This window comes from Enterobacter sp. 186315 (assembly GCF_053290175.1).
The window spans coordinates 1-14233 of sequence record NZ_JBPTTK010000014.1 but is presented as its reverse complement, the minus strand read 5'-3'; the positions used below and the strand labels follow the sequence as shown (position 1 = coordinate 14233).

The 14233-nt window shown below is 57.9% G+C and carries 11 protein-coding genes; 3 read left to right on the top strand and 8 right to left on the bottom strand.

Annotated elements, in window-relative coordinates; translation table 11 throughout:
* Positions 1-25: 25 nt before the first annotated feature.
* Together ACSVHP_RS15695 and ACSVHP_RS15690 are read right to left on the bottom strand one after the other, a co-directional pair.
* Positions 26-343 carry a CcdB family protein gene (locus ACSVHP_RS15695; protein ID WP_447552381.1) on the bottom strand — a complete coding sequence of 106 codons (318 nt, stop codon included), beginning with the start codon at positions 341-343 and terminating at the stop codon, positions 26-28.
* The gene (locus ACSVHP_RS15690) at positions 343-636 is read right to left on the bottom strand and encodes a type II toxin-antitoxin system CcdA family antitoxin (protein WP_417313918.1); all 294 of its coding nucleotides are present in this window, start codon (positions 634-636) and stop codon (positions 343-345) included. The genes ACSVHP_RS15695 and ACSVHP_RS15690 overlap by 1 nt, the downstream gene beginning before the upstream one ends.
* Before the next feature lie 191 nt (positions 637-827).
* Here ACSVHP_RS15690 and ACSVHP_RS15685 point away from each other — a divergent pair, with 191 nt between their 5' ends.
* Complete coding sequence (locus tag ACSVHP_RS15685; protein WP_447552380.1) at positions 828-1145, top strand: type II toxin-antitoxin system RelE/ParE family toxin; 318 nt, start codon at positions 828-830, stop codon at positions 1143-1145.
* A complete protein-coding gene (locus tag ACSVHP_RS15680; RefSeq protein WP_447552379.1) occupies positions 1138-1425 on the top strand; it encodes an addiction module antidote protein in 288 nt (95 codons plus the stop codon). Before ACSVHP_RS15685 ends, ACSVHP_RS15680 begins: the two co-directional genes overlap by 8 nt.
* Here ACSVHP_RS15680 and ACSVHP_RS15675 read toward each other — a convergent pair.
* Together ACSVHP_RS15675 and metH are read right to left on the bottom strand one after the other, a co-directional pair.
* Positions 1422-3053: a Na/Pi cotransporter family protein gene (locus ACSVHP_RS15675; RefSeq protein WP_234674889.1), complete on the bottom strand. Its 1632-nt coding sequence runs from the start codon at positions 3051-3053 to the stop codon at positions 1422-1424. The two genes, ACSVHP_RS15680 and ACSVHP_RS15675, sit on opposite strands and share 4 nt — an antisense overlap.
* Positions 3054-3167: 114 nt before the next feature.
* A complete protein-coding gene (metH, locus tag ACSVHP_RS15670) occupies positions 3168-6851 on the bottom strand; it encodes a methionine synthase (protein WP_447552378.1) in 3684 nt (1227 codons plus the stop codon).
* A gap of 192 nt (positions 6852-7043) precedes the next feature.
* Here metH and iclR point away from each other — a divergent pair, with 192 nt between their 5' ends.
* Positions 7044-7871 carry a glyoxylate bypass operon transcriptional repressor IclR gene (gene iclR / locus ACSVHP_RS15665; RefSeq protein WP_219324604.1) on the top strand — a complete coding sequence of 276 codons (828 nt, stop codon included), beginning with the start codon at positions 7044-7046 and terminating at the stop codon, positions 7869-7871.
* 57 nt (positions 7872-7928) lie between these two features.
* Here iclR and aceK read toward each other — a convergent pair whose 3' ends face one another.
* The 4 genes from aceK to metA form a co-directional block, all read right to left on the bottom strand.
* Complete coding sequence (aceK, locus tag ACSVHP_RS15660) at positions 7929-9680, bottom strand: bifunctional isocitrate dehydrogenase kinase/phosphatase (protein WP_447552377.1); 1752 nt, start codon at positions 9678-9680, stop codon at positions 7929-7931.
* Between the two features lie 140 nt (positions 9681-9820).
* Positions 9821-11125 (bottom strand): isocitrate lyase, encoded by a 1305-nt coding sequence (aceA, locus tag ACSVHP_RS15655; RefSeq protein WP_234674892.1) that lies wholly within the window; start codon positions 11123-11125, stop codon positions 9821-9823.
* Positions 11126-11156: 31 nt separating this feature from the next.
* Positions 11157-12758: a malate synthase A gene (aceB, locus tag ACSVHP_RS15650; RefSeq protein ID WP_447552376.1), complete on the bottom strand. Its 1602-nt coding sequence runs from the start codon at positions 12756-12758 to the stop codon at positions 11157-11159.
* A gap of 270 nt (positions 12759-13028) precedes the next feature.
* Positions 13029-13958, bottom strand: coding sequence for a homoserine O-acetyltransferase MetA (gene metA / locus ACSVHP_RS15645; protein WP_234674894.1), 930 nt, complete (start codon positions 13956-13958; stop codon positions 13029-13031).
* Between the last annotated feature and the right edge of the window lie 275 nt (positions 13959-14233).

Below are 14233 nucleotides of genomic sequence, written 5' to 3'. Positions count from 1 at the left end.
TTAGGTTGCGGCTGACAAAAAAGCCCTAGTAACCGTTGATCAGAAAATCGAGCGCATCCCGCAGCGAAGCCCTTTTGTCAGTGAGATCGGCAACGCGCTCGCCGAGCTCTTTGGCAGAGATACCGGACATCATGTGCATCATCACCACGCAGGGTTTTCCCGCAATTTCAACGACAGGACAGACTTTAGCCGGTGGCTGGCGGCCAGCCAGTTTGTCCAGCTCAATGGCGGGTGCCACCAGCACATGCTTTAACACATTCGCCACCGGATGCTGCATATTGATGAGCCAGGGATAGGCTTTCTTCCCGCCACCTGCGTTCTCATAAGCAAAATATTGTTCCATCAGAACGACCTCTGGAAATCGCTGAAAGAACCGTTTTCATCTACCCATTGGTTCACCGCATCAATGGCGGATCGGTTTTCCTCCAGCCATGCCATGCGCTGTGCTTCGCGAAATTTCTCCTGCAATGCCCCGGTTAACACCGCAGAAAGATTGATGTTGAGTCTGCGAGCCTCTTCCAGAATCTCTGGAGCCAACGAGACATTGACCGATTTTTTTACGCCTTTAGCAGTGCGCATGATAACCCCCATAGGAATGCGCATGAATTGGCGAAGTGTAGCGTAATAAACAAGCACTTTCTATTCCCTCTAAACGGTAAGGGCTACAGCCTAATTCGCTTTTTAAAGGGAAGCACGCACCTCAAAACGGTTTTGCGAGGCGCTTTCAGGATCTCACTCGCCGCTATTTACCCTTATATCCCCCTCCCCTTAAATTCCCTCTCCTGGATATCAAATGAAACTGTAGTTTATAAATAACAGGGAGTAGTATGAAGGAGCTTGTGCAGACCGAGTCCTTCCGCCGCTGGGAGCAGAAATTAACCGATCGCCGCGCCAGGACGCTCATCGCCACACGCCTCTTTCGTCTGGCAAATAATCTTCCCGGCGATGCAAAAACCGTCGGGGCGGGCGTGAGTGAACTCAGGATCCACTACGGCCCAGGCTACAGGATCTATTTCAAACAACAGGGGAAATTCATCATTCTCCTGCTATGCGGCGGGGATAAAAGCAGCCAGGATAAAGATATCCTGCTGGCAAAAATGCTCGCGAAAACCTTCGATTCACAGGAGTTAGTCGGCAATGAATAAATTGACCCCTTACGATCCCGCAGACGCACTTGTCGATGACGAGGAAATTGCCGTTTTTATGGCCGATGCGCTGGAAACGGGTGATTGCGCCTATATTGCGCAGGCGCTGGGCGTAGCCGCACGTGCAAAGGGAATGTCAAACATTGCACAGCATACCGGCTTGTCCCGGGAGCAACTGTATCGGTCCCTGAGTGAGAAAGGTAACCCAACGCTTAAAACGACTCTGGCGGTCATGAAAGCGCTGGGCCTTGGGTTAACTATCAGGCAGGTCGACGATTAATACTCATCCCGCTCGTCATCTTCATCCGGCTGCTCCATCACGCTATACGCCACCGCGCAGAACAGCGAGTTGAGGCGCTTCATATCCCCCAGCAGCCCGAGGTGCAGGGAGCTGGTTTCGATACTTTGCACGTTTTGCTGATGCAGACGTTCAACGTGCGCGTGTGAGTAGCGACGGTTGAGGATACGGAAGCGGTGCTTGTTGCGGCGCAGACGTCGCGCGCTCGGCACGTCGCTCGAGAAGAAGACCGACATCGCCAGCTTAAGGTTGCTGACCAGCTGCTCGTGCAGGGCTTCCAGCTCTTTTAACCCCTCAATCGAGAAGGCGCGGCGCGCCGCCAGGGATTTATCGGCGATTTCACTGCCCATGCGCTCGACGATGTCTGACGCCTGCTCCAGGTTCAGGGACATCTCGATGATTTCCGCCCAGCGGCGGGACTCCTCTTCCGCCAACTCGTCCTGCGGCATCCGCGCCAGATAGAGTTTGATGGCGGTGTAGAGCACGTTGATGTCATCGGCCAAGCGGCGCAGCTCTTTCTCCTCGCGCGGCTCGCCGTGCATCACCTTTTGCAGCCCTTCCAGCATGGTTTCCATCGCGTCGCCCATACGCAGCGTTTCGCGGGCGGCATTGGCTAACGCCAGCGCGGGGGTATCGAGCGCGGAGGTGTCCAGATGCTTCGGCTTGAGCCGCGCATCCAGCTCCGGTTCGTCGCGAATAAGGCGTTCGCAGAAGCGCGCCATCGGGGCGGCAAAAGGCACCATCGCCAGGCAGCGCACCAGGTTGTAGAACACGTGGAAATAGATCACCAGCTCCGCCTTCGGCAGCGGGAGATTATCCATCAGGTTTGCCAGCGGATGGACAAACGGCAGAATGATCAGGCTGCCCACCAGCTTAAACAGCAGGCTCCCAAGCGCCACGCGGCGGGCCGCGGCGTTGGCGGCGCTGTTGTTGAGCATCGCCAGCAGCCCGGAGCCGAGGTTCGCGCCGATCACCAGGCACAGCGCCACCGGGAACGAGATGGCTCCGGCGGCGGTTAGGGTGGCGGTAAGCAGCACGGCGGCCAGGCTGGAATAACTGACGATGGCAAAGACCGCGCCAATCAGCGCATCCAGCATAATATCGCCGGTCAGCGAGGCGAAAATCACCTGCACGCCGTTCGCCTGGGTAATCGGCGTCACCGCCTGCACAATCAGCTCCAGCGCCAGCAGGATCAGCCCCAGGCCAATCCCCACGCGTCCGAGCTGTCCGGCGCGGCTCTGCTTGCGGCCAAGGAAGAAGATCACGCCGATAAAGATCAGCAGCGGCGAAAGCCACGACAGGTCGAAGGTCAGGATACGCGCCATCAGCGCGGTCCCCACGTCGGCGCCGAGCACAATCACCAGCGCAGGCGTCAGCGCCACCAGATCCTGCGCCACAAACGAGGTGACCAGCATGGTGGTGGCGTTACTGCTTTGCACCAGCGCGGTCACGCCGATGCCTGCGCAGAACGCGAGCGGCTTTTTCTCCACGCTGCGGCTTAATACGGTACGCAGGCGCGCACCAAAGACGCGCATCACGCCGGTCCGGACAATATGTGTGCCCCAGACGAGCAGCGCCACGGCAGAGAGCAGATGTAACAGGGTTAGCACGGCGGTGGGTTCTCCTTATCGTTATACGTTTCCTTGGATCAGTATAAGGGTTTAAACGTAAGAAAGAGACAGGGCACCCTGGAGGTGCCCTGTATGTTGTAAGGAAAAATGAACTTAGTCCGCGTCGTAACCCAGATTTGGCGCCAACCAGCGCTCTACTTCCGACACGCTCATCCCTTTACGCAAGGCGTAATCCTCAATCTGATCGCGCTGGAGCTGCGCCACGGCAAAGTACTTGCTGTCCGGGTGGCTAAAGTACCAGCCCGACACCGACGCGCCCGGCCACATGGCGAAGGACTCGGTGAGTTTCATTCCCGTGTGCGCCTCGACGTCCAGCAGCTTCCAGATAGTGCCCTTTTCGGTATGTTCCGGACAGGCCGGATACCCCGGGGCCGGGCGGATGCCCTGGTAGTTTTCACGGATCAGCTCTTCGTTGCTGAGGTTCTCGTTAGCCGCATAGCCCCAATGAACCTTGCGCACGCGCTCGTGCAGATACTCCGCGAAAGCTTCCGCCAGGCGGTCTGCGATCGCTTTCACCATGATCTTGTTGTAGTCATCGTGCTGCGCTTCAAAGGCCTCCGCCAGCGCGTCTTCCTCCAGCCCGCCGGTCACGGCAAAGGCGCCGATGTAGTCCGCTTTACCGGAAAGTTTCGGCGCAACGAAGTCCGCCAGACAGTAGTTGGCAAAGCCCACTTTTTCGGTTTGCTGACGCAGATGACGACTTACCGCCAGCACGTGGGTGCGGGTTTCATCACGATAGATTTCAACGTCATCCCCCACGCGGTTCGCCGGGAACAGCCCCACCACGCCGCGCGGGTTAAGGGACTTCTCGGCGCTCAGGGCGTCGAGCATGTCGTTAGCGTCCTTGAACAGCCGCTTCGCCTCTTCGCCCACCACCTCGTCTTCGAGGATGCGCGGATATTTTCCGGCCAGCGACCAGGTCATAAAGAACGGCGTCCAGTCGATGTAGTTACGCAGCGTTTCGATGCTGGCAGTGACGTCCTGCACGCCCAGACGGTGCGCCACGGGCGGCGTATAGCTGGACCAGTCAAACGCCAGATCGTTATCGCGCGCCGCCTGTAACGACACCGGCGGGGTGCGCGGTTTCTTACGGGCGTGCTGAATACGCACGGTTTCGTACTCTTTACGGGTACGCGCCACAAAGTCGTCATGCTGGGTGGCCGACAGCAGCGACGAAACCACGCCCACGGTGCGCGAGGCGTTCTGCACGTAGACCGTCGGGCCGCTGTAGTTCTGCTCGATTTTCACCGCCGTGTGCGCCTTCGAGGTGGTCGCCCCGCCAATCAGCAGCGGAATGGTAAAGCCCTGGCGCTCCATCTCTTTGGCCACGTTAACCATTTCGTCCAGCGACGGGGTGATCAGCCCGGAGAGGCCAATCAGGTCGGCATTCACCTCGCGCGCGGTTTTTAGGATTTTATCCGCCGGCACCATCACGCCGAGGTCGATAATTTCGTAGTTGTTACATTGCAGCACCACGCCGACGATGTTTTTGCCGATGTCGTGAACGTCGCCCTTCACGGTAGCTATCACCATCTTGCCGTTGCTGGAGCCTTTCTCTTTGCTGGCTTCAATGTAGGGTTCAAGGTAGGCCACCGCCTGCTTCATCACGCGGGCGGATTTCACCACCTGCGGCAGGAACATTTTACCCTCACCAAACAGATCGCCGACCACGTTCATGCCGTCCATCAGCGGCCCTTCGATCACTTCAATCGGCCGCGCGGCCTGCTGGCGCGCCTCTTCGGTATCCTGCTCAATAAATTCGGTGATGCCTTTCACCAGCGAATATTCCAGACGCTTTTTCACGTCCCAGGCGCGCCACTCGGCCTGCTGGACGTTTGCCGCCTCATCCGATTTGCTGCCTCGATATTTCTCCGCCAGATCCAGCATCCGTTCGGTGGCATCGTCACGGCGGTTCAGGATCACGTCTTCCACCGCATCACGCAGCTCGGCGGGCAGATCGTCATAAATCGCCAGCTGTCCGGCGTTGACGATCCCCATGTCCATGCCGTTACGGATGGCGTAATAGAGGAACACGGCGTGGATCGCTTCACGCACCGGGTCGTTGCCGCGGAACGAGAAGGATACGTTCGACACGCCGCCGGAGATCAGGGCATGCGGCAGCTCGCGCTTGATGTCCTCGCACGCGCCGATAAAGTCCTGAGCGTAGTTGTTGTGCTCTTCGATACCCGTCGCCACGGCGAAAATGTTCGGGTCGAAAATGATGTCTTCCGGCGGGAAGCCCATCTCTTCGGTCAAAATCTTGTACGCGCGGCGGCAAATCTCGATTTTGCGCTCGCGCGTATCGGCCTGGCCCACTTCGTCAAAGGCCATTACCACCACCGCCGCGCCATAACGGCGCACCAGCTTCGCGTGGTGGATAAAGATATCGACGCCCTCTTTCATCGAAATCGAGTTAACGATGCCTTTACCCTGAATGCACTTCAGCCCTTTTTCGATGACTTCCCATTTGGAGGAGTCGATCATGATCGGCACGCGGGCGATGTCCGGTTCCCCGGCAATCAGGTTAAGGAAACGCACCATCGCCGCTTCGGCGTCGAGCATCCCCTCGTCCATGTTGATATCGATGATCTGCGCGCCGCTTTCCACCTGCTGGCGCGCCACGTCCAGCGCTTCGCTGTACTTCTCTTCTTTGATCAGACGTTTGAACTTCGCGGAGCCGGTGACGTTGGTACGTTCCCCCACGTTCACAAACAGGCTGTCGTCGCCGATGGTCAACGGCTCAAGGCCGGACAGACGACAGGCAACCGGCAGCTCGGGCAGCTTGCGCGGCGGCAGACCGGCAACGGCGTTGCTCATCGCCGCGATGTGCTCCGGCGTGGTGCCGCAGCAGCCGCCGACGATATTCAGGAAACCGGACTCGGCCCACTCGCGGATTTGCGCCGCCATGGTGTCGGCATCCAGATCGTACTCGCCAAACGCATTCGGCAGCCCGGCGTTCGGGTGGGCGGTGACGTAGCATTCCGCAATGCGAGAAAGCTCCTGCACGTACTGGCGCAGTTCGTCCGGCCCCAGCGCACAGTTCAGGCCGAAGGAGAGCGCCTCCGCGTGGCGCAGGGAGTTGTAAAAGGCTTCGGTAGTCTGGCCGGACAGCGTACGCCCGGAGGCGTCGGTGATGGTGCCGGAAATCATGATCGGCAGGTCAACGCCCAGCGCCTCGAACTCCTCTTTCACCGCGTAAATGGCGGCCTTGGCGTTGAGGGTGTCGAACACCGTTTCAATCAGGATCAGATCGGAACCGCCTTCCACCAGCGCTCTGGTCGATTCGCGATAGGCCGCCACCAGCTGGTCAAAGGTGATATTTCGAAACGCCGGGTCGTTCACGTCCGGCGAAATTGATGCGGTGCGGTTGGTCGGGCCAAGCACCCCGGCAACGTAGCGCGGCTTATCCGGCGTGCGGGCCGTCCATTCGTCGGCACAGGCGCGGGCAAGCTTCGCCGCTTCATAGTTGATTTCCGCCGACAGGGATTCCATCTGGTAATCCGCCATCGCGATAGTTGTCGAGTTGAAGGTGTTGGTTTCAACGATATCCGCGCCCGCTTCGAAGTAGGCGTTGTGGATATCCTTAATAACGGACGGCTTGCTGAGCACCAGCAGGTCGTTGTTCCCTTTCAGATCGCACGGCCAGTCGGCGAAGCGCTCGCCGTGGAAATCGTCTTCACTCAGACGGTAGCCCTGGATCATGGTGCCCATGCCGCCGTCCAGCACCAGAATTCGTTCATTTAACTGCGCACGCAGTTGCTTCACTTTGCTGCTCACACTTGCTCCCGACAACGCTCAACATGGCCAAAAAGGCTGCGGTTCATACTGGCATAATCTCGCGGGGTGGAAAAGTCGCCCGGCGGTAACATGAGACATGTTCACCATCACTCCTCCGATCAGTCAGGATAACGGTTGCAAAATCACCAAATAAAACGAAAATGATTTCCACGATACAGAAAAGGAGTCGTTATGGTCGCCACCGTTCCCGCCAAGCGCGGCAGAAAACCTGCTGCAACCACAGCCGCTCAGCCCGGCGGACAGGTTCAGTCCCTGACGCGCGGCCTGAAGCTGCTGGAATGGATCGCCGAGTCGCACGGCAGCGTGGCCCTGACGGAGCTGGCGCAGCAGGCTGGCCTGCCGAACTCCACCACCCACCGCCTGCTGACCACCATGCAGCAGCTGGGGTTTGTGCGTCAGGTCGGGGAGCTGGGCCACTGGGCGGTGGGCGCACACGCGTTTATCGTCGGCAGCAGCTTCCTGCAAAGCCGCAATCTTCTGGCTATCGTGCACCCTATCCTGCGCAAGCTGATGGAGGATTCAGGCGAAACGGTGAACCTGGCGGTGCTGGATCAGAGCGACCATCAGGCCATCATCATCGACCAGGTGCAGTGTACGCAGCTGATGCGTATGTCCGCGCCAATTGGCGGTAAGCTGCCGATGCACGCCTCCGGGGCGGGAAAAGCGTTTCTGTCCCAACTGAGCGAGGAGCAGGTCACGGGGCTGCTGCACCGCAAAGGGCTGCACGCCTACACCCACGCCACGCTGGTTTCGCCTGTTCACCTGAAAGAAGATCTCGCCCTGACCCGCAAGCGTGGCTATTCGTTTGACGATGAAGAACACGCGCTGGGCTTGCGCTGTCTGGCGGCCTGCATTTTTGACGAGCATCGCGAGCCGTTTGCCGCTATCTCGATTTCCGGGCCGATTTCACGCATGACGGACGACCGCGTGACCGAGCTGGGGGCGCTGGTGATCAAGGCGGCGAAAGAGGTTACGCTGGCGTACGGTGGGATCCGTTAGTAGGCCCGGTAAGCGCAGCGCCACCGGGCGATGAGGCTGCACTGCGGCCTGATGCCTTCACCCCGGCCCTCTCCCACAGGGAGGGGGGGAAAACCGAATGCTAAACCGCTGCTTGCGCCGGTACGCGTAAACATCCTCCACATGCCCATTCCTGATCCGCGTTTGCAGGCCTTTCCAGTAGCTGGCGCGGAACAGATCCTCATGCATCTCTTCAAACAGCGGCCCGATGCGCGGGTCGGCGCACAGCCAGTGGCGGAACTCCTCCGGGAACACGTCCCCCGGCGACACGCTGTACCACGGCTCGCCGGACAGTTCATCTTCCGGGTAGCGCGGCGGCGGAATATCGCGGAAATTCACCTCGGTCATGTAGCAAATTTCATCGTAATCGTAGAACACCACGCGCCCGTGGCGGGTGACGCCGAAGTTTTTAAACAGCATATCGCCCGGGAAAATATTGGCGGCGGCAAGCTGGCGGATGGCGTTGCCGTACTCCTCAATCGCATCGCGCAGCGCCTGGCCGCTGGACTGCTCGAGCCAGATGTTGAGCGGCACCATGCGGCGCTCGATGTAAAGATGGCTAATGGCAATTTTATCGCCAAGATCGGCGATCTTCGCCGGGGCTTCCTGCATTAACAGCGCCATCAGCGCCGGGTCGATCTGCTGTTTATCCAGCACAAAGTTTTCAAACTCCTGGGTATCGGCCATCCGCCCGACGCGGTCGTGCTCTTTTACCAGCTGGTAGCAGGCGCGGACGTGCGCGGCGGTCATCTCCTTTTGCGGCGCGAACCGGTCTTTAATCACCTTAAACACCCGGTCAAAACCGGGCAGCGTGAACACCAGCATCACCATGCCGCGAATGCCGGGCGCTTCAATAAACTGCTCGTCCGCGGTAGTGACGTAGCGCAGATACTCGCGATAACTCTCCGTTTTGGCGTGCTTTTGACAGCCAATCGCCATATACAGCTCGGCGGTGGTTTTGCCCGGCAGGATCTCGCGAAGCCACTCCACCAGGGCGGCGGGCAGCGGCGCGTACACCATGAAATAGGAGCGGGCGAAGCCAAACACGATGCTGGCCTCGGCGCTGCTGGTCAGGCAGGTATCGACAAACAGCTCACCGTCATCGGTGCGGTGAATGGGCAACAAAAACGGCACGACGGCCGATGGCGTGACCAGCTTGCCGACCAGCCAGGCGGCTTTATTACGGTAGAAAAGCTCGTTGGCGACCTGCAAATGGCTCTGACTCAGCACGTCGCCGCCAAAGGTTTCATTGAGATGGGCGATGATAAAGCCGACATCCCGCGCTTTATTCTCCCAGGGCAGGCGCAGCGGCAGGTCGGTTAACACGCGATTCAGCAGCGTTTCCCAGCCGCTATCAGGATAAAAATCTTTCGCCAGCGGACGCGGGATAGTGCGAAAGCGGCGTTCTGGCTGGGAGCTGAAAATAAATAACCGCTCAGGAGACAGCGAGCGGTGGTCAAATAACCGGCAATAGACGGAGTTGAAAAAGCTCTCCGCAATCTCGAAGCGAGGATAATCGGGCAACAGATGGGTGTAATGCTCCTTTACGCGCAGCAGAAACCCGGCGTCCGGGCTTTTGCCATCGGTGATGCAGCGCAGCTGTTCCACCACCAGACCCACATGGTGATCGTAGAGGTGGATACGCTGCTTCATGGCCTGCTGAACGGCGTGCCAGTCAGCCTGTTCAAAGCGCTGCTGGGCGCCGGACGTGACTTCCAGAAAACGGCCGTACTGCGCGTCAAATCCTTGCAGAATGGTTTGTGCTATCAGTAATTCCAGGCCACGCGTCATAGGCTCCCCTCACCCCTCACCCTAACCCTCTCCCCAGAGGGGAGAGGGAATAGACTGGAGCGGGTTGTTAAATTTGGCACACAACAGCTTTGCTCCCTCTCCCCCTAGGGGAGAGGGCTGGGGTGAGGGGGAGAAAAACATCAGAACTGCGCTTCTTCGGTCGACCCGGTCAGCGCGGTGACGGAGGAGGCCCCGCCCTGAATGATGGTGGTCACCTTATCAAAGTAACCTGTCCCCACCTCCTGCTGATGCGAGACAAAGGTGTAGCCGTCTTTCGCCGAGGCAAATTCCGGCTGCTGCACCTTCTCAACGTAGTGCTTCATGCCCTCGCCCTGAGCGTACGCGTGCGCCAGGTCGAACATGTTGAACCACATGCTGTGGATCCCCGCGAGGGTGATGAACTGGTATTTGTAGCCCATGTCCGACAGCTGCTGCTGGAAGCTGGCGATGGTGTTATCGTCCAGATTCTTCTGCCAGTTGAAGGACGGCGAGCAGTTATAGGCCAGCAGCTTGCCCGGGTATTTCGCGTGGATAGCGTCAGCAAAGCGCTGCGCCAGCGCCAGATCCGGCGTCGAGGTTTCACACCACACCAGATCCGCATACGGCGCATACGCCAGGCCGCGGCTGATGGCCTGTTCAATACCGGCATGCGTCCGGTAGAACCCTTCGCTGGTGCGCTCGCCGGTAATAAATTCGCTGTCATACGGATCGCAGTCCGAGGTGATCAGGTCCGCCGCATCGGCATCGGTACGGGCAATCACCAGCGTCGGCACGCCGAGCACGTCAGCCGCCAGACGCGCGGCAACCAGCTTCTGAATCGCTTCCTGGGTTGGAACCAAAACTTTCCCGCCCATGTGGCCGCATTTTTTCACCGACGCCAGCTGATCTTCGAAGTGAACCGCCGCTGCACCGGCTTCAATCATCGATTTCATCAGCTCAAACGCGTTCAGCACGCCGCCGAAGCCGGCCTCTGCGTCCGCCACGATCGGCAGGAAGTAATCCACAAAGCGCGGATCGTTTGGCTCAATGCCCGCAGACCACTGGATCTGATCTGCACGGCGGAAGGTGTTGTTGATCCGATCCACCACCGACGGCACGGAGTTGGCCGGGTAGAGCGACTGATCCGGGTACATGCTGGAGGCGAGGTTAGCGTCGGCCGCCACCTGCCAGCCCGACAGATAGATCGCTTCAATTCCCGCTTTCGCCTGCTGCAACGCCTGCCCGCCGGTCAGCGCGCCGAGGCTGTTGATATAGCCCTTTTTAGAGCCGCCGTGCAGCAATTCCCACATCTTCGCCGCGCCGTTCTGTGCCAGCGTGCATTCCGGATTGACCGAGCCGCGCAATTTCACCACTTCCTCGGCGCTGTACGGGCGACGAATGCCTTCCCAGCGCGGCTGAGTCCACTCTTTCTGTAATTCTTCGATCTGTTGGGTACGGGTTTTCATGTGCAGATGCTCCATATTGTTATGTGGTGGATTACGCCAGCAGGCGGTAGCCCGGCAGGGTGAGGAAGTCGATTAAGTCGTCTGAGGTGGTGATCTGCTCCATCAGGCGGGCGGCATCGTCAAAACGTCCGCTGCTGAAGCGGTGCTCGCCCAGCTCGTCCTGAATGACACGCATCTCTTCGGCAAGCATCTGGCGGAACAGCGCTTTGGTGACCACCTGACCGTTGCTGAGTTTCTTTTGATGGTGGATCCACTGCCAGATAGAGGTACGCGAAATCTCCGCCGTGGCGGCATCTTCCATCAGGCCGTAGATCGGCACGCAGCCGTTGCCGGAGATCCACGCTTCGATGTACTGCACGGCGACGCGGATATTAGCGCGCATCCCCTCTTCGGTACGTTCACCTTCGCACGGTGCCAGCAGCTGCTCTGCCGCCGTCGGCGAGTCCTCTTCGCGGGTCACAAACAGCTGATTTTTGTTATCACCGAGCACGCGGCTGAAGACCTCCATTGCCGTATCGGCCAGGCCCGGGTGCGCAATCCAGGTACCGTCGTGGCCGTTACGCGCTTCAAGCTCTTTATCGGCCTTCACCTTATTGAGCACCTGATTGTTACGCTCAACGTCTTTGCTCGGGATAAACGCCGCCATGCCGCCCATCGCAAACGCACCGCGCTTGTGACAGGTTTTGATCAGCAGGCGCGAATAGGCGCTAAGGAAAGGCTTATCCATGGTGACAACCTGACGGTCCGGCAGCACGCGATCGGGATGGTTTTTCAGGGTCTTGATGTAGCTGAAGATGTAGTCCCAGCGCCCGCAGTTCAGCCCGACAATGTGGTCGCGCAGGGCGTGCAGAATTTCATGCATCTGGAACACGGCGGGCAGGGTTTCAATCAGCAGCGTCGCTTTGATGGTGCCGCGCGGCAGGTTGAAACGATCTTCGGCGTAGCTGAACACCTCGCTCCACCAGGCTGCCTCCTGCCAGGACTGGGTTTTTGGCAGGTAAAAATAGGGGCCGCTGCCTTTTGCCAGCAGGGCTTTATAGTTGTGGAAGAAGTACAGGGCGAAATCAAACAGGCTCCCCGGGATGACATCGCCACGCCAGGTCACGTGCTTTTCAGGCAGATGGAGGCCACGCACGCGGCAAATCAGCACTGCCGGATCGGGCTTGAGCTGGTAGATTTTTCCGGCTTCGTTGGTATAGCTGATGGTGCCGTTAACGGCATCGCGCAGGTTGATCTGCCCGTCAATCACTTTGCGCCAGTCCGGCGCCAGCGAATCTTCGAAATCGGCCATGAAGACTTTGACGTTCGCGTTCATGGCGTTAATGACCATCTTGCGCTCTACCGGGCCGGTGATCTCAACGCGGCGATCCTGCAAATCTTCAGGAATACCGCGGATTTTCCAGTCGCCATTTCTAATGGAAGTAGTTTCCGAAATAAAGCCCGGAAGCTTCCCGTTATCGATTTCCTGCTGCTGGTGAACGCGTGCGCTCAGCAGCTGATTGCGCTTGGGCGCGAAGCGGATCACCAGCTCGGTCAGGAATTCGACGGCCTCCGGCGTTAATATTTGCTCTTCTTGTGCGCCGTATGGCTGGTTAAAGGCCAGTGCATCGGCCGCGGTTGCCTGTTGAGTCATGATTCTGCTCCTCATCAAAGATCGAAAATACTCCCCCCGATGCGAGCGAAAGATCGTTGGGTAGTTTTCGCTCAGCAGAATTAAGACTATCTATAAATTTTCTAAAATCAAAAACAATTTCCATTTTTAATTTAAAATACTATTAACATATTGATTACAATGAATTTAAAGTTTTATTAGATGTTGAGTTCCATTTCGGAAATAAAAAAGGCACCCGAAGGTGCCTCTTATGAGTAGCTGAAACGCTTTAGGATCGTTTTGTGCAGCAGATTACTCCAGCGTCGGATTCATGTGACGCAGATCGTACGGCGTGATCTGATAGACGTAATAGTTCAGCCAGTTGGTAAACAGCAAATTTCCGTGGCTGCGCCAGGAAGCCCGGGGCGTGTTCTGCGGATCGTTTTTCGGGAAATAGTTATACGGAACGTCCGGGTTTAAACCTGCCTCTACATCGCGGAAATATTCTGCGGCGAGGGTATGGGGATCGTATTCAGGGTGTCCGGTAACAAACGCGATGCGCTTGTCTTTGCTGGCAAACAGGTAGGCATCGCCATCTTCCGTTTCAGCCAGGATCTCCAGATCGGTGTAATCACGAATCAGCTGCGCCGGGAAATCAGCGTAGCGGGAGTGCGGAGCGAGGAAGGTATCATCGAATCCGCGCGTCAGCAGCGCATGGGGATGCAAAATGTGGTGCTCATACACGCCAGAAAGCTTTTCGGTGCGCGTTTGCTTAGGAATGCCATAAAGAATGTTCAGCGCGGCCTGAACCGCCCAACAGACAAAGAGCGTGGAGGTGACGTGATCTTTTGCCCATTCCAGTACCTGCTGGATCTGCGGCCAGTAGGCGACGTCATTAAATTCAACCAGCCCAAGCGGTGCGCCGGTGACGATCAGGCCATCGAAGTTATCATCGCGGATGTCTTCGAAATTACAGTAGAAGTTATTGAGATGCTCCGATGGGGTATTGCGCGACTCGCGGGCATCGATCCGCAGCAGCTGGATATCAACCTGAAGCGGCGAGTTGGAGAGTAAACGCAGGAACTGATTCTCCGTTTCGATCTTTTTCGGCATCAGATTGAGAATAAGCACCTTCAACGGGCGAATTTCCTGACCTGTAGCGCGTGAAGCCGTCATGACGAAGACATTCTCTTCACGTAAGAAATTGACGGCTGGTAGCTCGTCCTGCACCCGAATCGGCATAACCTTAAATCCTCACAGCATACGTATAAACGTTTAGACATCCAGACAGCTAACGATAACGAGAAACCGCTGGAATGTCGAGCCTGCAAGACCAAGGTGAGAAAGTTTCAAGGAAAGGAGATTGTGCGGTTTGATGCCCTCACCCCGCCCCTCTCCCGCAGGGAGAGGGAGAAAACAAAAGCAAAAAACCCCGCACCTTTCGGTACGGGGTTCTTCTTGTTTGATGCCTGGCAGTTCCCTACTCTCACATGGGGAGACCCCACACTACCATCGGC